The sequence below is a fragment of the Stenotrophomonas sp. 109824_Sma genome, assembly GCF_056480025.1.
The window spans coordinates 1,971,619-1,993,009 of the sequence record NZ_CM151078.1; the positions used below are offsets into that span (position 1 = coordinate 1,971,619).

At 60.8% G+C, this 21,391-nt stretch carries 12 protein-coding genes; 9 read left to right on the plus strand and 3 right to left on the minus strand.

What is annotated here, in order from left to right; genetic code table 11:
• Nucleotides 1–134 precede the first annotated feature (134 nt).
• The 8 genes from ACZK1G_RS09480 (at nucleotide 135) to ACZK1G_RS09515 (ending at nucleotide 15,184) form a co-directional block, all read left to right on the plus strand.
• Nucleotides 135–1,967 carry a monovalent cation:proton antiporter-2 (CPA2) family protein gene (locus ACZK1G_RS09480; protein WP_101765321.1) on the plus strand — a complete coding sequence of 611 codons (1,833 nt, stop codon included), beginning with the start codon at nucleotides 135–137 and terminating at the stop codon, nucleotides 1,965–1,967.
• Between the two features lie 227 nt (nucleotides 1,968–2,194).
• Nucleotides 2,195–3,073 carry a bifunctional methylenetetrahydrofolate dehydrogenase/methenyltetrahydrofolate cyclohydrolase FolD gene (gene folD, locus ACZK1G_RS09485; RefSeq protein ID WP_014036908.1) on the plus strand — a complete coding sequence of 293 codons (879 nt, stop codon included), beginning with the start codon at nucleotides 2,195–2,197 and terminating at the stop codon, nucleotides 3,071–3,073.
• A gap of 518 nt (nucleotides 3,074–3,591) precedes the next feature.
• Complete coding sequence (guaB, locus tag ACZK1G_RS09490) at nucleotides 3,592–5,049, plus strand: IMP dehydrogenase (RefSeq protein ID WP_005409308.1); 1,458 nt, start codon at nucleotides 3,592–3,594, stop codon at nucleotides 5,047–5,049.
• Between the two features lie 111 nt (nucleotides 5,050–5,160).
• Nucleotides 5,161–6,726 carry a glutamine-hydrolyzing GMP synthase gene (gene guaA, locus ACZK1G_RS09495; RefSeq protein ID WP_005413109.1) on the plus strand — a complete coding sequence of 522 codons (1,566 nt, stop codon included), beginning with the start codon at nucleotides 5,161–5,163 and terminating at the stop codon, nucleotides 6,724–6,726.
• A 732-nt stretch (nucleotides 6,727–7,458) separates the two neighbouring features.
• Nucleotides 7,459–12,363, plus strand: a complete 4,905-nt coding sequence (locus tag ACZK1G_RS09500) for a DEAD/DEAH box helicase (RefSeq protein ID WP_101765322.1) — start codon at nucleotides 7,459–7,461, stop codon at nucleotides 12,361–12,363.
• A 3-nt stretch (nucleotides 12,364–12,366) separates the two neighbouring features.
• Nucleotides 12,367–13,410 carry a restriction endonuclease gene (locus ACZK1G_RS09505; RefSeq protein WP_197621915.1) on the plus strand — a complete coding sequence of 348 codons (1,044 nt, stop codon included), beginning with the start codon at nucleotides 12,367–12,369 and terminating at the stop codon, nucleotides 13,408–13,410.
• 527 nt (nucleotides 13,411–13,937) lie between these two features.
• Nucleotides 13,938–14,372 (plus strand): hypothetical protein, encoded by a 435-nt coding sequence (locus tag ACZK1G_RS09510; protein ID WP_158297989.1) that lies wholly within the window; start codon nucleotides 13,938–13,940, stop codon nucleotides 14,370–14,372.
• The gene (locus ACZK1G_RS09515) at nucleotides 14,369–15,184 is read left to right on the plus strand and encodes a hypothetical protein (protein WP_158297990.1); all 816 of its coding nucleotides are present in this window, start codon (nucleotides 14,369–14,371) and stop codon (nucleotides 15,182–15,184) included. The genes ACZK1G_RS09510 and ACZK1G_RS09515 overlap by 4 nt, the downstream gene beginning before the upstream one ends.
• Nucleotides 15,185–15,585: 401 nt before the next feature.
• Here ACZK1G_RS09515 and ACZK1G_RS09520 read toward each other — a convergent pair whose 3' ends face one another.
• Nucleotides 15,586–19,362 carry a hypothetical protein gene (locus ACZK1G_RS09520; RefSeq protein ID WP_197621916.1) on the minus strand — a complete coding sequence of 1,259 codons (3,777 nt, stop codon included), beginning with the start codon at nucleotides 19,360–19,362 and terminating at the stop codon, nucleotides 15,586–15,588.
• Between the two features lie 230 nt (nucleotides 19,363–19,592).
• Nucleotides 19,593–19,748 carry a hypothetical protein gene (locus ACZK1G_RS09525; RefSeq protein WP_158297991.1) on the minus strand — a complete coding sequence of 52 codons (156 nt, stop codon included), beginning with the start codon at nucleotides 19,746–19,748 and terminating at the stop codon, nucleotides 19,593–19,595.
• A gap of 406 nt (nucleotides 19,749–20,154) precedes the next feature.
• On the opposite strand from ACZK1G_RS09525, the gene ACZK1G_RS09530 reads away from it, so the two are divergent.
• Nucleotides 20,155–20,775 (plus strand): hypothetical protein, encoded by a 621-nt coding sequence (locus ACZK1G_RS09530; protein WP_158297992.1) that lies wholly within the window; start codon nucleotides 20,155–20,157, stop codon nucleotides 20,773–20,775.
• Nucleotides 20,776–20,923: 148 nt separating this feature from the next.
• On the opposite strand, the gene ACZK1G_RS09535 is transcribed toward ACZK1G_RS09530, so the two are convergent.
• The gene (locus tag ACZK1G_RS09535) at nucleotides 20,924–21,280 is read right to left on the minus strand and encodes a hypothetical protein (protein WP_101765326.1); all 357 of its coding nucleotides are present in this window, start codon (nucleotides 21,278–21,280) and stop codon (nucleotides 20,924–20,926) included.
• Nucleotides 21,281–21,391 lie beyond the last annotated feature (111 nt).

Sequence of the window (21,391 nt, forward strand, 5' to 3'; positions counted from 1 at the left end):
TTTCGGGATGATGCTGGGGGTCGCTCCCAGCATCGTTCCACATCCAAGACAATCCGGCGCAACATGCGTGCTATTGCCGTCATCGGCATTGCTCTATTGTTGAACCCGATTCTGGATCTTGGGGAAAACACCGCATGGCGGTAGAAGCAGCGACCAGCGAGCTGGTCAAGGTCGTCGCCCTGTTGGGCGCGGCGGTGGTGATGGTGCCTTTGTTCCGCCGGGCCGGCCTGGGCTCGGTGCTGGGCTACTTCGCCGCTGGCCTGGCGATCGGACCGTTCGGGCTGGGCTGGTTCTCCGACCCGCAGGCGATCCTGCATACCGCCGAGCTCGGCGTGGTGATGTTCCTGTTCGTGATCGGTCTGGAGATGCGGCCCTCACACCTGTGGAGCCTGCGCAAGGAAATCTTCGGGCTGGGCACGCTGCAGATCGTCACCTGTGCGGTGGTGCTGACCAGCATCGCCAAGCTGTTCGGCCTGCCGTGGCAGGTGGCCTTCATCGGCGCCACCGGCTTCGTGCTCACCTCCACCGCAGTGGTGATGCAGCTGCTGGCCGAGCGCGGTGACATCGCGCTGCCGTCGGGGCAGAAGATCGTCTCCATCCTGCTGTTCGAAGACCTGCTGATCGTGCCGTTGCTGGCCTTGGTGGCGTGGATGGGTCCGAGCGCAGGCAGCGCCGATGGCGAGGGTTCGCGCTGGCTGTCGGTGGCGATCGGTGTGGGTGCCATCGTCGGCCTGGTGCTGGTCGGCCGCTTCCTGCTCAACCCGCTGTTCCGCGTGCTGGCCGAGTCGAAGGCGCGCGAGGTGATGACCGCCGCCGCGCTGCTGGTGGTGCTGGGTGCGGCACTGCTGATGCAGCTGTCCGGCCTGTCGATGGCGATGGGCGCGTTCCTGGCCGGCGTGCTGCTGAGCGAGTCGACCTTCCGCCACCAGATCGAGGCGGACATCGAGCCGTTCCGCGGCATCCTGCTCGGCCTGTTCTTCCTCAGCGTGGGCATGGCGCTGGACCTGAGCGTGGTGGCCGCGCACTGGCAGCTGATCCTAGGCCTGGTGCTGGCGTTGATGGCGGCCAAGGCGCTGTGCATCTACGTGGTGGCGCGCGTGATGGGCAGCGACCACGCGCAGGCGCTGGATCGCGGCGTGCTGATGGCGCAGGGCGGCGAGTTCGCCTTCGTGCTGTTCTCGGCTGCGGCTTCGGCCGGCGTGATCGACCTGGAGATCAATGCCAACTTCACCGCCGTGGTGGTGCTGTCGATGGCACTGACGCCGCTGGTGGTGCTGGTCTACAAGCGCATCGCACCGAAGCCGACGGTGAACATGGATGGCGTGGACGAGGCCGATGGCCTGTCCGGCAGCGTGCTGCTGATCGGCTTCGGCCGCTTCGGCCAGGTCGCCAGCCAGTCGCTGCTGGCGCGCGACGTGGACGTGACCATCATCGACAACGATGTGGAGATGATCCAGAGCGCGGCGCGCTTCGGCTTCAAGATCTATTACGGCGATGGCACGCGTCTGGATGTATTGCATGCCTCAGGTGCCGCGACCGCGCGTGCGATTGCGGTGTGCGTGGACAAGGCCGAGGCGGCCGACCGCATCGTTGAACTGGTGGCGCATGAATTCCCGCAGGCCAAGTTGATGGTGCGCTCGTTCGACCGCGAGCATTCGCTGCGGCTGATCCATGCCGGTGTCGATTTCCAGATTCGCGAGACCTTTGAATCGGCAGTGCTGTTTGGCCAGGCCGCGCTGGTGGAACTGGGGGCGGATGAAGACGACGCGGTGGAGATTGCCGAGCAGATCCGTCGCCGCGATGCCGAGCGTTTCGAGCTGGAGATTGCCGGCGGTGGTTTGAATGCCGGGGCGCGGATGATCTACGGCAACAGCCCGCAGGGCGTACCGACGCCGACGCCGTTCACTGCGCCGAAGCGGGAGAGCAAGACGCTGAACCCGCAGGATGTGCCGGAAGAGGAAGAATAAAGCCCGGTAGTGCCGGCCGCTGGGCGGCAGATACGGCAACGTTCCGACGTCATGAGGTTGCCGGCCAGCGGCCGGCACTACCGGCGGGCGGCAATTTGCGTCACCCCGGGGTCAGAGCCCTTTGCCTGCGGCAAAGGGATCCGACCCCATCAGGACCCCATTCCGCGGTGGGCGAGGGGGCCTGAATCGGGGACAATAGCGTCCCCGCCGCCCCACGCCCGCTCCCGATGACCGATTCCGCCCCCCAGCTTCCTGCCCGCATCCTTGATGGCCGCCGCATCGCCGAGGACCTGCTCGACAGCCTGAAGGTGCGCGTCGACGCGCGCGTGGCCGCCGGTGGCAGCCGCCCGGGCCTGGCCGTGGTGCTGGTCGGTGGCGACCCGGCCTCGACCGTGTACGTGCGCAACAAGCGCCGTGCCGCCGAGAAGGTCGGCATCGAAGCGCATGACTACGATCTGCCGGCCGGTACCACCGAAGCCGAACTGCTCGACCTGATCGACCAGCTCAACGCCGATCCGAAGATCAACGGCATCCTGATCCAGCTGCCGCTGCCGGGCATTCCGGACGCGCGCCGGCTGATCCAGCGCATCGACCCGCGCAAGGACGTGGACGGTTTCCACCCGGAAAACGTCGGCCACCTGGCCCTGCGCGAGTTCGGCCTGCGCCCGTGCACCCCGCGCGGCATCACCACGCTGCTGGGCCACACCGACCAACCGGTGCGTGGCCGCAACGCCACCATCGTGGGCGTGAGCAACCACGTCGGCCGCCCGATGGGCCTGGAGCTGCTGATTGCCGGCTGTACCGTGACCAGCTGCCACAAGTTCACCCCCAAGGACGTGCTGGAACAGGCCGTGCGCAACGCCGACATCCTGGTGGTGGCGGTGGGCCGCCCGGGCATCGTGCCGGGCGAGTGGGTGAAGCCGGGCGCGGTGGTGATCGACGTCGGTATCAACCGGTTGGATGACGGCCGCCTGGTGGGCGACGTCGGGTTTGAAGCGGCTGCCCAGCGGGCGAGCTGGATCACCCCGGTGCCGGGTGGTGTCGGCCCGATGACCGTGGCCACGTTGATGCAGAACACGTTGGAAGCGGCGGAAGCGCTTAGCTGACGGCGGCTGGGGCTGGTCTCAGATGTCTGAGGGATAGTGCGGACCAACGGTCCGCACCCACCTAAAGCGGCTGGATCTGGCCCTTGGGTCTGCTCGCGAGATGTGCTGCTGGTGGGTGCCGACCGTTGGTCGGCACAATGCCAGAGGGCTGGGGCTCCTGCTGGGGCACTGGTGTCTGAGAGAGAGTGCGGACCAACGGTCCGCACCCACCACAGGCAGGCCGACGACCGGCTGTTGGTAGGTGCCAACCTTGGTTGGCACGATCCGTCCGGCGCTGGACTCCAGATGGGGTGAAGGCCTCTCCCTGTTTGTGCCAACCAAGGTTGGCACCTACCAAAGGCGGTTCCAGTGCGGACCAACGGTCCGCACCCACCGAGAGCAGGTTCCATGCCCTGAGAGCAGGTTGCGGCCCCCCTGAACCAATCACCGCCCGCGCGACACTGCGTCGCATCTACCCCCTGCCACAGGGCGCGAAAACAGGGTAAAATGTCGCGCTTCCCCACATCTCGGGTATGCCGATGCTGCGCATCCAGGCTGAAGCACTCACTTACGACGACGTCTCGCTCGTCCCCGCCCATTCGACCATCCTGCCCAAGGACGTCAACCTCGAAACGCGGTTGACTCGCGACCTGAAGCTGAAGCTTCCGATCCTGTCCGCAGCCATGGATACCGTCACCGAAGCCCGCCTGGCCATCGCCATGGCACAGCTCGGTGGCATGGGCATCATCCACAAGAATCTCAGCCTGGAACAGCAGGCCGCGGAAGTGGCCAAGGTCAAGAAGTTCGAGGCCGGTGTCATCCGCGACCCGATCACCGTCGGCCCGGAAACCACCATCCGCGACGTGCTGGCCCTGACCCAGGCGCACAACATCTCCGGCGTGCCGGTGGTGGGCAGCGACGGCCTGCTGGCCGGCATCGTGACCCACCGCGATATGCGCTTCGAGACCGAGCTGGACGATCCGGTCCGCCACATCATGACCAAGAAGGATCGCCTGATCACGGTCAAGGAAGGCGCCGCGTCCGACGAAGTGCTGCAGCTGCTGCACCGCAACCGCATCGAAAAGGTGCTGGTGGTCAATGATTCGTTCGAACTGCGTGGCCTGATCACCGTCAAGGACATCCAGAAGAACACCGACTTCCCGAACGCTGCCAAGGATCTGTCGACCCGCCTGCTGGTCGGCGCTGCCGTCGGCGTGGGTGGCGATACCGATCGCCGCGTGGAAGCGCTGGTTGCCGCCGGCGTGGACGTGATCGTGGTCGATACCGCGCACGGCCACTCGCAGGGCGTGCTGGACCGCGTCAGCTGGGTCAAGAAGAACTTCCCGAACGTGCAGGTCATCGGTGGCAACATCTGCACCGGCGAAGCCGCACTGGCGCTGCTGGACAGTGGCGCGGACGCAGTGAAGGTCGGCATCGGCCCGGGCTCGATCTGCACCACCCGCGTCGTTGCCGGCGTCGGCGTGCCGCAGGTCACCGCCATCGACCTGGTGGCCGAAGCGCTGCAGGACCGCATCCCGCTGATCGCCGACGGTGGCATCCGCTACTCGGGCGACATCGGCAAGGCGCTGGCCGCCGGTGCTTCGACCATCATGGTCGGCGGCCTGCTGGCCGGTACCGAGGAATCGCCGGGCGAGACCGAGCTGTATCAGGGCCGTTCGTACAAGAGCTACCGCGGCATGGGTTCGCTGGCTGCCATGGAGAAGGGGTCGAAGGACCGCTACTTCCAGGACGCCGCCACCGCCGACAAGCTGGTGCCGGAAGGCATCGAAGGCCGCGTGCCGTACCGCGGCCCGGTGGGCGGCATCATCCACCAGCTGATGGGCGGCCTGCGCGCCACCATGGGCTACGTGGGCTGCGCGACCATCGAAGACATGCGCAGCAAGCCCAAGTTCGTGAAGATCAGCGGCGCCGGCCAGCGTGAGAGCCACGTCCACGACGTGACGATCACCAAAGAGCCGCCGAACTACCGCGCCTGACGCGGGCCGAGCAAAGAGGAACGAGGAAGCACTTCCCGTTCCTCTTTCTCTATCTGCCGCCGCATTTTCTCTTTCAGATTCTCGTTTTCCCTACTGCATTGCCGGGGCGCCATGACCAACATCCATAACGACAAGATCCTCATCCTCGATTTCGGCGCGCAGTACACGCAGCTGATCGCCCGCCGCATCCGCGAGCTGGGCGTCTACTGCGAAATCTGGGCGTGGGACCACAACCCGGCCGAGATCGCCGCGTTTGGCGCCAAGGGCATCATCCTGTCCGGTGGCCCGGAATCGACCACGCTGCCGGGTGCCCCGGCCGCGCCGCAGGAAGTGTTCGACAGCGGCCTGCCGATCTTCGGCATCTGCTACGGCATGCAGACCCTGGCCGCGCAGCTGGGCGGTGCCACCGAAGCCGCTGACCAGCGCGAGTTCGGGCACGCCGAAGTGAACGTGATCAACCCGGATGCACTGTTCAAGGGCCTGAGCGACCACGGCGGCGAGCCGAAGCTGAATGTCTGGATGAGCCACGGCGACCACGTCTCTGTTGCGCCGCCGGGCTTCACCATCACCGCCACCACCGACCGCATTCCGGTGGCCGCCATGGCCAACGAAGAAAAGCGCTGGTACGGCGTGCAGTTCCACCCGGAAGTGACCCACACCCTGCAGGGCCAGGCGCTGCTGCGCCGCTTCGTGGTGGATGTGTGCGGCTGCCAGACCCTGTGGACCGCCGCCAACATCATCGACGACCAGATCGCCCGCGTGCGCGAACAGGTGGGCGATGACGAAGTGATCCTGGGCCTGTCCGGCGGCGTCGATTCGTCCGTCGTGGCCGCGCTGCTGCACAAGGCCATCGGCGAGAAGCTGACCTGCGTGTTCGTGGATACTGGCCTGCTGCGCTGGCAGGAAGGCGACCAGGTGATGGCGATGTTCGCCGAGCACATGGGCGTGAAGGTGGTGCGCGTGAATGCCGCCGACCGTTACTTCGCTGCGCTGGAAGGCGTGAGCGACCCGGAAGCCAAGCGCAAGATCATCGGCAACCTGTTCGTTGAGATCTTCGACGAAGAGTCGAACAAGCTGAAGAATGCCAAGTGGCTGGCGCAGGGCACCATCTACCCGGACGTGATCGAGTCGGCCGGCAGCAAGACTGGCAAGGCGCATGTGATCAAGAGCCACCACAACGTGGGCGGCCTGCCGGAGCACATGAAGCTGGGCCTGGTGGAGCCGCTGCGCGAGCTGTTCAAGGACGAAGTGCGCCGCCTGGGCGTCGAGCTGGGCCTGCCGCGCACCATGGTCTACCGCCACCCGTTCCCGGGTCCGGGCCTGGGCGTGCGCATTCTGGGTGAAGTGAAGCGCGAATACGCCGAGCTGCTGGCCAAGGCCGATGCCATCTTCATTGACGAGCTGCGCAAGGCGGACCTGTACGACAAGACCAGCCAGGCGTTTGCCGTGTTCCTGCCGGTGAAGTCGGTGGGCGTGGTGGGTGACGCGCGTGCTTATGAGTGGGTGATTGCGCTGCGGGCAGTGGAGACGATTGACTTCATGACCGCGCATTGGGCGCATCTGCCGTATGAGTTCCTGGGTACGGTGAGCAACCGGATCATCAATGAGTTGCGGGGGGTGTCGCGGGTGGTTTATGACATCTCGGGGAAGCCGCCGGCGACTATTGAGTGGGAGTGAGTTGAAAGAACGAGGGCGCCGAGAGGCGCCCTTGTTGTTTGCCGTGCGTGCTCACGCGTTCCCCGTCGACACTGCAAGGGCCTAGACTCAGTATTGAGCGGTCGTGCCCTGGGCGCAGTTTGCACAAGCCACCGATTCCTCGGAATCGCGCAATGGGAAGTCGCCGCTTAGCGTTTTTTGGCGAGGGGCAGAAACCAGTCTGAGGTTGACCGTCGCTAAAACTTCTCAACGTCCGCATTTTGCCGATAGCGGACATCCAGTGAGGATGGTGCCTGCCTACTGCGGCCTAGGCGATTCAGTCTCTGAGGTCGTCAGAGATCGTCTTCTGAGATACACCAAGTCGCTTTCTAATCTTGACTTGCGCCATGCCGCTTTCCCTAGGGCGCCTTGCTTCCGCCTTGCGGTCGGCAGGATTCAGCCTCCCAGAGATCGCCGACATGCTGGGCTCCCGATATCCTAATGCGTTCAGGTAGTGGATCATTGTCGCGTCGCTTCCGGACTGATCCACTGCGTGGATTTGCATAGTCCCGTCGTAGCGAGGTAACCCAACCGTCGGCCATGCTGGAACTAGCCGTGCAGGTTTCATCGAGAAACCAGAAGATCACCCAGTTGCGGGAACATATGCCCTAGAATCCTTGAGCGAGGGGGCTGGTGCACAAGTGCTTGGCGGTTGCACGGAGCGCTGTGATAGCCCCTGGCCAAGCCGAATAGTCCGCACTAGGAACGCAATCTGTGACCGCACTTTCCAAACTCCTCGACACCTTCCGCCGCACCGCAGTTAGCGAGCGCGAGAAGGGGACCTACTTCGAGGAGGTCATCTTGGCCTATCTCCGGACCGAGGCCACTTACCGGGATCTCTATAGCAACGTCTGGACTTGGGCAGAGTGGGCGCCGGCCAACGGCTTGAGCGCCAAAGACGACGGCATTGACTTAGTTGCCCAGGCCGCCGGCAGCGGCGAAATTCACGCGATCCAGTGCAAGTTCTACGACGCCAACTACAAGCTGCGCAAGGAGGACATTGACAGCTTCTTTACCGCGTCGGGACGCAAGCCGTTCGCGCATCGCGTCATCGTCAGCACCACCAATCACTGGTCCGAGCACGCAGAGAACGCACTGGTGGACCAACAGCCACCGGTTAGCAAGATTGACCTACACGACCTGGAAGCCAGCCAGATCGACTGGTCGTGCTACCAGCCCAAGGTCGCCATCCAGGCGCTCAAGGCAAAGAAGTCCCTGCGCCCGCACCAGGAAACCGCAGTGAGGGCGGTAGTTGCTGGATTGCAGGCGGCGGACCGGGGCAAGCTCATCATGGCTTGTGGCACGGGTAAGACCTTCACCAGTCTCAAGATTGCCGAAAGCCTCGCCGGTAAAGGCAAGCGGGTGTTGTTCCTAGTGCCCAGCCTGTCCCTGCTGTCCCAGTCACTGACCGAATGGACGCAGGAAAGCGTCACGCCGCTGCACAGCTTTGCCGTGTGCTCCGATGCCGAGGTCGGCAAGAAGAAGGCCCGGAAGGAGGACGACGCAGTCCAAACCTTCGCCCATGAGCTGCGTTATCCGGCCACCACCGACGCCCGCAGGCTCGCCTTGAGTGTGGCGCAGCGCCAGGACGACGAGCACATGACGGTCGTCTTCAGTACGTACCACTCGATCGATGTGATCCATCATGCCCAGCACGATCACGGCCTGGCCAACTTCGATCTGATCATCTGCGACGAAGCCCACCGCACCACCGGTGCTACGTTCGATGGTGATGCTGAGAGTGCGTTTGTGCGCGTCCACGACGCCGACTACCTACATGCGGCTAAGCGTCTGTACATGACCGCCACCCCTCGCATCTACGGCAACGAGGCTAAGGCCATCGCCGAGCGCGACAACGTTGCCCTGTACTCGATGGACAACGAAGAGTGGTACGGCAAGGCGCTGTTCACCATCAACTTCTCCGAGGCGGTCAAGCGCGGCCTACTGGTGGACTACAAGGTCATCGTGCTGGCGGTGGAGGAGGGCCACATCAACCGCAAGCTGCAGGCCCTGCTGAAGGATGAGAACAACAGTTTGCGGGTGGATGACGCGGCAAAGATCGTCGGCTGCTGGAAGGCTTTGGCTAAGCTGGACATGGTCGAGGATAGGAACGACAAGTCTGAGCCGATGAAGCGAGCCGTTGCCTTTTGCCAAGTCATTGAGCCGGGCAAGGGCGGCAAGACCCACAAAGTCAGCTCCAAGGAAATCTCCGGGATGTTCCAGGCCGTGGTGGAGGCCTATCAGAAGGCTGAGGACATTGAGGAAGGCGCCCGCCTGATCTGCCAAGCCGACCACGTCGACGGCGGAATGAATGCTAGCGAGAAGGAAGCCAAGCTGGACTGGCTGAAGGCCGAGACCCCCGCCGGCACCTGTCGCGTACTATCCAATGTACGCTGCCTGTCCGAGGGTGTGGACGTGCCTGCGCTAGACGCTGTGTTGTTCCTGACCCCGCGCAACTCCCAGGTGGATGTGGTCCAGTCCGTTGGTCGCGTGATGCGTAACGCACCCGGCAAGCAGCGCGGCTATGTGGTCCTACCGGTGGTGATCCCGGCAGGGATCGAGCCGCACGAGGCGCTCAACGACAACAAGACCTATGCCGTGGTATGGCAGGTACTGCAGGCGCTGCGCAGTCATGACGACCGTTTCGATGCGATGGTCAACAAACTGGACTTGGTCGGCCCGGACCGCAACAAGATGGAAGTCATCGCCATTGCGGACACGGTGCAGAAGAAGGGAGCTCGCCTGACAACCAGTAAGGCCTCGAATGCTAAGGGTAAGCACAGCATCGGCGAGGCCGGGATTGACTACATCGCTGAAGTCCAAGGTGAATTCGAGTTCGAGGTCGGCGAGATCGAGCGCGCGCTTTACGCCAAAGTGGTGGATAAGTGCGGCAACCGCCACCACTGGGAGGACTGGGCAAATGATATCGCCAGAATTGCTCAGACCCACATTGACCGCATCAAAGCTCTGTTGGAAGACGAAGCCCAGGTCGAGGCCTGCAAGGCGTTCGGTGCGTTCGCGGCTGAGCTACGTGACGACCTCAATGACAAGGTTAGCGATGGCGACATTATCGAAATGCTGGCTCAGCACCTGATCACCAAACCTGTGTTCGACGCGTTGTTCGCAGACTACTGCTTTGCCAGCCACAATCCGATGTCCAAGGCCATGCAGGCGGTGCTGGACGTGCTTGACGCCCAAAACCTGGGCAAGGAAGCCAGCACCCTGCAGGAGTTCTACGACAGCGTGAAGCTACGGGCTGAGGGCATCGACAGCGCAACCGGTAAGCAGAAAATTGTGGTGGAGCTTTACGACAAGTTCTTCCGCAACGCGTTCCCGAAGATGACCGAGCGCCTGGGCATCGTGTACACCCCAGTGGAGGTTGTTGACTTCATCCTGCACAGTGTCAACCACCTCTTGCAACAGGAGTTCGGCCAGACCCTGGGCAGCAAGGGGGTGCACATTCTGGATCCGTTCACCGGAACCGGCACCTTCATCACCCGCTTGCTGCAGTCCGGCTTGATCAAACCAGAGGAGCTGGCGCACAAGTATCGGCACGAAATCCACGCCAATGAGTTGGTGCTGTTGGCCTACTACATCGCAGCCATCAATATAGAGGCGACCTATCACAGTCTGGTGGGCGGCGATTACGTGCCATTCGAGGGAATCTGCCTGACCGACACCTTCCAAATGTACGAAAAGGAGGATTTGGTAGATAGGTTGCTGGTGGATAACAGCAGGCGACGCAAGCGGCAGAAGACGCTGAACATTCGCGTGATCGTGGGAAATCCGCCGTATTCGGTAGGGCAGTCAAGCGCCAACGATAATAACGCCAACATTGACTATCCAGCTCTCGATGCACGCATTCGCGACACCTATGCTGCTCGCTCTGTCGCAACCCTGAAGAACTCCCTCTACGATAGCTATATTCGCGCGCTTCGCTGGGGCAGTGATCGTGTTGGCGATGCCGGCGTCATCGGCTTTGTTACCAATGCGGGGTTTCTGGAAGCGAGTACTGCGGACGGCCTGCGCAAATGTCTGGCTGACGAGTTCTCCTGTCTCTACGTGTTTCACCTGCGCGGCAACCAGCGCACCAGTGGCGAGGCATCGCGCAGGGAAGGTGGAAAAATTTTCGGTAGCGGCAGTCGCGCTCCAATCGCTATCTCTCTGTTGGTTAAGAACCCGAACGCTGGCGAACGCGGTCGCATCTATGTTCACGATATTGGTGACTATCTAAGCCGCGAAGAAAAGCTGGAGAAAATCGAAGCCTATGTTAGTGTGGCCGGGGTTCTTGAGTGGCAGCAAATTACCCCGGATGATCACGGAGACTGGCTAAAACAAAGGGACAGCAGGTTCGACAAATTCATTCCTATGGGTGGGAAGTACACTGACGATTCAAAGCTCTTTTCGTCCCAATCATTCGGCTTGAAGACGAACAGAGACGCATGGTGCTACAACTCAAGCCTTAGCTCGGTTCGTCAGAATATGGCTGGGATGATTGGCTTCTACAATAGTCAAGTTGAAGAGTTCTTGGCTGCTCATGGTGGGGTTGAAAAGGCCAGGCGGGAGTCGCTGGTTGATTCCTTCATTGAAACATCGCCATCAAAGATCAGCTGGTCGCGCTCGCTGAAGAACGAGCTCGTGAATCTGCGCGCGGTTGAGTATGACGCTAGCTCTGTTGCGACATGTCTCTATCGCCCATTCACAAAGCAATGGGCTTACTACAGCCGCAGGTTCAATGAGGGCGTTGGACAAATGTTGCGCTTCTTCCCTCAGTCAGATGCTGAGAATATTGCAATCAGCATCTCTGGGAATGGTGCCAAGTCCTTCAGCTGTATTGCTACAAATGCATGGAATGACGTGCAGCTTCACTTCAATGGTCAGGCGTTCCCTCTCTACCTCTACGACGAAGCAGTTCAGGGGTCCGATGACGGCCTGTTCTCCGGTGAGTCCACCGCGCGCCCGCAGCGCCGTGACGCCATCACCAACTCCGGCCTCGCGCACTTCCAATCCGTCTATCTCGGTGAATCGATTAGCAAAGAAGACCTTTTCTATTACATTTATGGCCTGCTGCACTCACCCGACTATCGTGAGCGATACGCCGATAACCTGAGCAAGGAGTTGCCGCGTATCCCGCGTGTACGAGCCGCTGGAGATTTCTGGCGTTTCAGTAAGGCCGGTCGTGAGCTTGCTGCGCTGCACTTGGGCTACGAAACGGTGGAAATTTACCCGCTGACCATCGAAGCCAAGGGGGTGCTGACGGAAGCCGATTACCGCGTCGAGAAGATGAGGTTCGCGAAGATGAGGGACCCGGAAACTGGGAAATCTGTTAATGACCGTAGCGCTGTGATCTACAATAGCAAGATCACTCTAGCTGGCATCCCTGAGGCTGCTTGGGATTACGTGGTCAACGGCAAGGCCGCGCTGGAATGGGTCATGGAGCGTCAAGCCGTGCGCGTGGACAAGGCCAGTGGAATCGTCAACGACGCCAACGACTGGGCCATCGAAACCATGAGCAACCCTCGCTACCCGCTGGAAATCTTCCAGCGGGTCGTCACCGTCAGCTTGGAAACTCAAAAAATCGTCGCTTCCTTGCCCGCCTTGGAAATTCTGGAGAACTGACTGATGGGTGATACCGTCTGGGGCATCCACGCCGGACGTACCGGCGATGCCGGCCTGCTTTTCCTCGAGCAAAACTGCATTGCCATCGGCTGGGAGCGCATGGGGGATCTGTCTACGTTGGCCGCCGATCGAGAGTCATTCAAGTTGCGACTGGTGGAAGCCTACCCCAGTACTAAGAAAGGCGGCATTGCAACGGTCGCTGGGGTGCCCTATCGGTTCCTTCACGAAATGAAGGTGGGCGACTTGGTGGTCTATCCCTCCAAGCAGGACAAGTACGTTCATGTCGGCCGGATCGAAGGCGACTATAAGTTCGACCCGAACGGTGAGAAGGGCTATCCGCATCGGCGGAAAGTGAAGTGGCTCAAACATGTCCCTCGTCTTGAGTTTACCCAGGGCGCGCTATACGAAATAGGTTCAGCTCTGAGCTTGTTCCAGGTCAAGAACTATGCAGATGAGTTCCGCGCAATCGCTGAAGGAAAACCGCCCGCGATGATTGAAGTGGATCAGGACGCGACGGTCTCCGCCGTGACTGAGGATATTGAGGACACTACTCGGGATTTCGTCCTCAAGCGTCTGGCCCAGGAGCTGAAAGGATTGCCTCTTGAGGGCTTTGTCGTCCACCTGCTGCAGTGCATGGGCTACCACGCGCGCCAGACGAGGACGAATGAGCCTAGCGTGGACGTCATTGCCCACAAGGATCACCTAGGCATCGAACCGCCAATTATCAAGGGGCAGGTCAAAAGCAGCCCTGGAACTGTGACGGACAAAGATGTTTCTGCGCTTTACGGAAAGCTGTCCAGTGGCGAGTACGGCTTGTTCGTGACCTTGGGCACGTTTAGCCCATCGTCCCGCAACTTCGAGCAGAGCAAGCCGAACTTGCGGTTGATTGACGGCGACGAGCTCGTGGAGCTCATCTTTGCCCACTACGAGCAGTTCGATTCGCGCCACAAGGGTCTTCTACCCTTGCGTCGCATCTATGTGCCGCAGTTGCTGGGGCAGATTAGCGGGTATTATGACCCTTCACTGTCGCTCCCCCTAAGGGGCTGAGCGATCCTGCTGTCGCGCCGTTTCGCAGCATGGTCGATCCTCTTCAGGCGGGAAGATCGTGATGCTCTGGTCGCATGAGTCACCCAGCCGTATCTGGCTCACCACGCGGCACACGCATGCCTAACTTGCGGCATCAGTTCGACGGCACAGCTTTGTCAGAAGATTCGCATGGGCGTCGTTACGCTCTGTAGTATGGTGATGGTGATTTCGCACTTGGCTAGGGGCTGCTTGTCGGCGGCACGCGTCCGCTTCTGGCGGAATGCAGATATGCCGACTCCAGACAGCGCGACCAAGAATGCTAGAGTTCGCTCTTGGCCCCGTGCGGACATCTATACGTCTGCCTGCGCTGGCCGCCGGGCCTAGCGCTAGGTTGGGCAATACGGCTGCTTGTTAGCCGCCCCCCGCTGCCCTAAGATCACCCTATATCAAGGGGAAGCCCGCCCATCCCTGTGCATTGTGGGAAACTCGATTCTCCGGACCCGAGGCCCATCTATTAGGCAGTTGGGCGTCGCAGGATAGATATAGACATGTCGAAGAAGTGGAAAATATCGAAGGATCCTCTGTTTCGCGGCGACGCGAAGGACGGCGTAAGGCCGGCGTCTCACGGCTCAGCCAAGTCGCTTGTAAGGCATATTCTATTCCTAGATGGCCCGGGAAGGCTGACGCCCTACCTCTCCTTCACGGAATCTAAAGAAATTGCCGGGATTTTTGCAGGGAAGACTGGCAAAACTTATGAGACCTTGCCTCGAGAGTGGCAGGATCAAGGCGTCAAGCATCGTTCGAGGAAAGAACTTCAAGATCTACTTAAGGGTTCTGGCAAGGGAGATGCCGCTTGGCCGGACTCTCTCGAGGTTGCGCAAGCCCGACGCTATGTTGAGGAACATCTAGAACATTTGGCTGATTTCAGCGAATTGTCAGACCAAAATGCCGTCGACTCTGTCACTGCCGAAATCGTCCCATGACCACGCGCCGTCTAACTTCCTGCGAAAACTGTTGGTTCAATCCACTTCAGAATGGATCCGTAGGGCTGTCACTCGGCTACTGCACGGAACATCGCGTGACACTTCGGGATTCCTCTGCAACGACATGCGGAAGGCATTTTCGGAAAGATCTTTCTTTGGCTAGTGCTGAGAACTATGCGAGCAAGCATCGAGTAGTCTTTCCTAATGAATCCTGCGTTCAAGATATTTTGCGTAAAGAAGCTGCCGAAGACCCGCTTCAAGTCACTAAAGATACAAAGCTCCTCAGAACGGATGAGGTCGGGGAACTGGCGGCTGACTACGGGCAATTCGACGGAAAAATCTCGACCCTTTCAGAGCTAAGGAGGCCGATTCCGTCGAGGAAGGAATTTGCATGCCTCAACCTAGGCAGGTCATATGTTTATCGCTGCAAGGTTCGCGGCGGTGCATGGACGTCAGGTCTAAACATCCTATGGTGGGTTAAGAAACAACTCCCAAACGAACCCACTTTCGTCGCGTCTGACTTTCGATACTCCGTCGCAGGTAATCTTGCAAGGCAGGAAGAGCTGGCTGCCTGGTCACTCTTGGTGTCTCGTCTACTCATAATTTCTGATGTGGCACGCAACTCTGTAGGGGAACTTCATAGTCTTGAGGACCTTCCTCAAAGGGCTGCAGTCGCGTCCGAAAATCTATCACCTCGCAAGCTCATGCGCTGGATAAAGAGTGAAGCCATCCTAACAATTGATCGCGAACTTCCTGAAAGCAGATATAGGTCTATTATGGACCCGATCATCAATGGCGAGAACGGCAACTAAAATTTTGGCAAGGCTTAAGCCGTTTCGCGCCTCGGCTTAGCTTCGGTGTTGAACGTCCGCTACGGGACGGAAGCGGACGCTTTGTCGGATGCGGCGCGCCTATTCAGTGGGGCCTTCTGGTCGACTAAATTTCCTTTGTTGCAGGGCTCGAAGGGTTGAGGTGTGTGAAAAATTGCCATGGCCAACTCCTGGTAGGGGAATCGGCCAACGCGTTCGCCTAGCTCGAGAAGCTGGGCGTGATGCGACCCTGAGCAGCCGTTCGGCAGCGGTGTGCCAGAACCGGCCATTCGCCCAGCGCGAAGGCCGTCGAGTAGAAATTCAAATGGCGGCGGGTCCGGCCTAATACTCCGCGGGAGCCGCGATCGGCGTCCGAACCCCGCTGAGGAGGCTCGGACCAGCAGCTATTCGAAACTCTGCTCGCCTTCCCGATCGCGCTTGCTCTCATGTTCGATCCAGCGTTCCAGTTCGGGCAGAATGTCGGTGACCCATTGCCGAACCTCGCCTCCGACATCGTCACCCAGCGTTGAGATAGCTGTGCGACGCCGAACCAGAATATCGGCGAGCGAGCCACACCAGCTGCGCGGATGCAGCCGCGACCACGTATCACCGAGAAACGCCCGCTTGTCTCGCGCGTGGCCCAGTATTTCCAGGAAAAGCGTGGAGACATCATTCTCCTCTTCGCCCTGCCGCCGCTTGAACATGGAGATGCTTTTGCCAAGCAGCGGATAGCGCCGATCCGGATCGATATTCGCCCACTGAACAAGGGTCTCGGCACCGACATCCTCCACCGGCGTGCCAGACCCGAAGTCCCCCTCAAACAGTCCCCGATTGCTCGGTCGGAGCTCAGGAAGCAGGAATTCGTCGAGAGCGATGAGGGGGTGCGTTTCGAAGAGCGACTTCAGGATATAACCGATATCGTAGGACGAGAGATAGACGGTCTCCAGCCCGACCCGGACCCGCGCACAGATCTCGCGCAGCGTCGCCGCACCATCAGGTCCGGCACAGCAGACCCGTATGACGGTATGCAGCCCGAAATCGCGAAGCGACTTCTTCTTCCCGAATTCGGCGCGCAGCAGCAGCTCACGGCCGACGGCAATCAAGGATGGAGCGCGTTGTCGGCCCTCCTCCCGATCGCGGTAGAAGTGCATGTGAAGGATATCGAGCGCGATCTCCACGCCGTCGGCGAGACTGGCGATGTTGGTGAGCAGCGGGCCAAGCGCGTCGGGTGGAGACTCGCCGACGCTGCCATTGGCGATGCTGTGAAAAGTCCGCGCCGACAGGACGCCACGTTCAATCGCGCGCCGAAGCCGCGCAATGCCCTGAGTGTCGATAGCAACACGTGCCTGAAGATATGGCAAGCTCGCGGCGAGATCGGGATTCTCGATCACATCCTCCAGCGCGGCGTCGGCGAAGGCCGAATCCCTGGCGTGTGCGCCATGGATGAACCCGCCCAGCACCGTCGCATTCCGGCTTTCCACATCGGCGGCAGAAAAGAGGCCGAGCAGTTCCCGCCACATCGCATCAAGATCGGCGGCGCCATCCGACAGGCCGGTGCCGCACTCGTAGGCGCGCTGCGGATGTCGTTCGACGAGCAGTTCGGCGATGAAGGCAGCGCGCGTCTCCGGGTCGTGCGCGAGCGCGGTTCCTATCTCCTTCGCGAGCTGGGAGGCGCGCTCACGCGGCTTCATGACATCGCCGTCGTCGACATCACCGTCAGCGACATCCCAGCCGAAACTGCTGCGCCCCAGTACCACCGCACGGGCCTGATGGAGAAGATCGGTGGGTTTCAGGCGGTCAATGAGCGCGGTGAGACGCGCGCGCACCTCATCAGGCATAGCGTCGCCCTCGAGGCGCAGCGCTGTGCGGAAGCCGCTCCACCCCTCGATCCAGGGCCGCTCGGAAGAGAAGTGGATCGCTGCCCGTTCGAGCGCATCGTGACAGGCGCCGAAATGCCACAGCTCCCTTACGCTATGGGCAAGGTGGTCCCGGGTATTTTCGATGATTGGCGAAAGCTCGACCGCCAAGTCGACCGCGCCGTTGTACCAGGCCCAGATGTCGCCATTGGTCAGCGGGTGCCAGCCATAGTCGCGTGACCGGGCGCCGAAGTCGAAGTCGCTGGATGAACTGAAATAGTGCGCCTTCAGCAGCGCATCGAGGGCGACGCCGGCGCAGCGCATCAAAGCCGGATCACCAGATTGCGCAAACCGGCGCACAAGCGATCGCCGCTGGTCCGGCAAAGCCTTGGTGCCGGATAGGTGCAGGTGAAACAGCTCGGCGAACATGTCCGATGCCGAGTTCTTGTTGTGATTGGGCGGTTCGGCGGAAAGGAACCGGGCAAGCAATGTCGCCGCGCGGTCGAATAGCGGTGGATCGTAAGCGAGGAGCTTGATCAACCGTATCCACTGCCACCGGTCGCTCGACTGCGGATCGAGTATCTCAGCGCCGCGCGTCCCAGTTACGTCTCGCTCGATCCTTGCGAGCACGGCGTCGGGTGCGACCGGAGCGATATTCGTGATGATCTGGAGGCCGTCTTCGCCCAACGCCGGGAGATCGCCAAGAAGACCGTCGGCACCGAGCCAGCGCACGACCGCGGCGCGTGCCTCGGCGCTGTCGTGCAGATAGCCGAGGCGGCGTGAAAGGGACTTCTGCATCCGTGCCGTGAGCGACGCGCAGAAGCGGTCGAAATCGGCCGGGGGCATGCGTTCGAGGGCGAACCCGGCGAGCGGGTTGGCGATCGCGTGCGGCAGGATCGCACGCCACCGTCCGCGCAGCTGCGCGATCCCGCGCTGACGAAGCGTGTTCAACGCCGCATACATCGTCGCCACGGAAGCGCCGCGAATAGCAGCAACCCGCGCAAGTTCGCCGCTTTCCGACGTGTCTTCGCCATCGATCGAATAGAGCAGCGCAAGGTCTTCGGCGGCGGAAAGGAGATCCCGGTCGGGCTCGTTGCGCTGGTGAAAAATCCGCTCGAAGAGGTCACGGCTCTTGAGCTTTCCCAGGGTCTCGCCTTTCCCGAGGGTTTCGCCGAGGGCGCGCGCCACGCGGAAATTGCCGTCGCTGAACTCCGATATCGTGCGCCGGTCCACCTGCGTCACATTGGGGAAGGTCTTTTCCAGCCACAGTTCCACCATTTCGGGCGGTGCTGATTGCAGGCGAAAGACTTCGGTACGCTCGGGCTCATCGTCGCGAACATCATATTCGACCGTGAGGAGGCTGACCTGGCTCCCCGCTTCCGAACAGATGCGGGCAAGTTCGCTGTGCGTCGCCGGATTGCAGTTATCGACGATCAGGATCGCACGTTGCCGTGCGATAACTAGCTGGCGCGCCATGTCCCGGGCGGTCGGGTCAGTCTCGACCGAATAGTCGGTATAAACGGCAAGCCCCGGGTCCAGCGGCGCCACACCGACACCATCCTCGAACAGTGCCTGCACGAGACGAGTCTTTCCGAGACCGGACAAGCCGATCAACCGGACACATTGGCGAGCTTGGGTCAGAGAGACGCGAAGCCGGGCGAGACCCTCGCCGATGGTGAGGTGCTCGCGGTCGCTCGTTCGCTCATCAGTTAGGCAAGCCTTGTCATTGAAGAGATAGGGTGTCTCCTCGCTCACGCCGACGCCGCACCAATCGCCGATGCTGCTCCAGCCCGACATACCGATGCCGAGTCGCATGCGGACCCAGGCGGCAATCCCAGGATAGTGATTGACCCATGTAGCCAGCCGGTCGCGATCGTAGAAGTCGCTATGCAACTGCCCGGCCTCAGGCAGATCATCGAGCTGCGCCCGGATCGCATGGCGACGATCGCTCAGCGGCTTGTCTGCGACCGACCCTTGCGCGCTGACGATGATGTAGGCGCCCGAGCGAGCGGCGAGTTCGGCGATGACCGGCCGTAGTACGCCGCCAGGACGCATCTCATTGCGGATTGCACTCGCCGGCATGTCGGGCTTCTTTACCTGAAACCCTGTGTGCTGGCTCGGCACGAAATCCGGCATCGGCAGTGCGGACGGGCACTCGACCCGGACATCAAGCCCGCCATCGGCCGCATCCTGATTGCCGCCAGCGGTCACCGACGAACTGGGGCAACCCTGCGCCCGCAATTCTGCCAAAGCGAGACGTGCGACGAGTGTCCGTAGATCGGCGTCATTGAGGTCGGCGACTTGTGCGCCAGTAATTTCGAACATCGTTCTTCCCCCCTTTCATCAAGTATAGGAGAGCATGCGGGAGAATAGAGAGTGGTCAAGCGATAGCAGGTCCGCCACGGCCGCGACGAACTTCCAGTTGTTCCATCGCCACGCATGATGCCTGCGACTGGCTTGCTCAGCTGGTGCTCCAGCGCCGGTGGCCACGGCACGAGCGCGAACTCGCGCGATCCGGCGGAGAGGCTGTTGGGTCGCCATCTGCGCGATTTCTTCTAGGTGCGGAGCACCTGAATCGTCCCGAGATGCTTTAGCGCCGCGTTATCCAGTCCGTTCGTGAAGAAGAAGCGTTTGCTTTTCACGTCGCCGAAGAACTTCTTGAGCCGATTGGCGGTGACGTTGGCATCGGCTTCGCCGGTTGTGCTGCCCATGCTGTTTCCTCGGCAATGATCGGCGGCGTCGAAAGGGCCATCCTGAACGAATGTCCATTCAGCCCAATTTGCGACTCAGAAGCAGCCAGTGTGGTTCCAGCCCAGTTTTGCCTTTTCCCGTGGGTCGTGATAGCCGAATGTATGCTATTGGCCGAAAGCAGACACCTGGCCCAGGCCGACCGTTGGGAAGTATGTTAATTTCGGCTGCCGACCAAAAGCAGAAATTGATGCGTCCGCTGAGCTCTAATACTGGGTCCGGTTGTACGTTTGCTTGTGAGCTGGATCCGGCCGTCCTAAGATCGAGTTGCATCTAGGGGAAAGTCCGCTATACGGCGCTTTGTGGGTAAGTCGTATGGCCGGAATCACGGGTCCGTCTATTACTGCGCTATTCGAGGGAAATCACATCGTGGAAATCGGAATTCGAGTTCACAACGGCAATGAGACTGAACACCTGAGTCCGGAGAAGATCAAGGGGCTTGCGGCGTTTTATGAGCTCGACACGTTGATTCCTCACAGGTACACATCGCTCCTGGTCGTTAACCTCTATCTGCTCGACAAAGTTAGCGGGATAAGTCCAGAGCAGGTAATCAACGAAATCAAGAGCCTTGAGGGTCTGGCCCCATCGCAGCAAACAAAGCCCGCTACTGAGTTCAGGGGCTCTCTCTTGAAGGGGCTTTGGCACAAGCACTTCCTTCCTGCTCTTCCAAGTGCATTCGCACACAACATACTGAATCACTTTGGTAAAGACGGCCTGGCTAAGTTGGTAGAGGAGGTTTTCGACCCTGTAAAGAGCAGTACGGTCACACGAGAAATGATTGATGAGCTATCTCATCGTGTCGTGGAAGAATCAATTGTTGATCGTGGCGCTGCCGAAAAACTGACCGGCGAGTGGATCATCTTTGCTAAGGAGGATGGAATGAACTACTACCTTTGCATCTCTCCCCATGCGAGCGGAGATGAGAACATCGCCAATCACGTTAAGGTTTGCGCTCATGAATTTCCATTCTTATCAAAGTACGCGTCCTAAGAACTAATTAAAGCCGGCGCCGCTTCGCGGCGGGACGTAACTCAATCGTTTAACGTCAGCTACTGGTGCGACGCGTACGTTGTTCGATGTGGCGCCCGACGAAGTCTGCCGTTGGCATGCTGCGGGAAGTAGATCACCGGGAAGTAGGTCACTCCGGCCGAACCTCCCGACATGCCCACTCAACCAATCCCCGGCAAGCCAAAAACAACCCATCCACCACCCCCTCATCCAAGTGCCGCTCCGGGTCCGCAGCGACCCGGCAACGGTCCGCTGCGTGCAGCAGCTCCAGCACCGTCAACGCTCCTACCATCGCGCGCTCGCTCCGGGCCAGGCTGACGCGGCGACCGGGTGAAACATCCGCTTCTGGCCAGGGATGCCCATCCGCCCCCTCGCAGCCGCGCATGCGCTTGAGGATGCCGAGGAGGGAGTTCAGGTCGGGCAGGGGAGTGTCGTCGTTGATGGGCTCAACAACGGTGTACGAGGAGAAGGTGTCGGATTCGTTCATGGCGTCGGCTTCCGTGGCTGTGCTTAACAGCGCCACCGCGAAGGGTGGCGGACGATGCGTGGCTGCAAACCGGGACGAAGCAACGAATGACCGGTGGGTCCGAAGACCCCC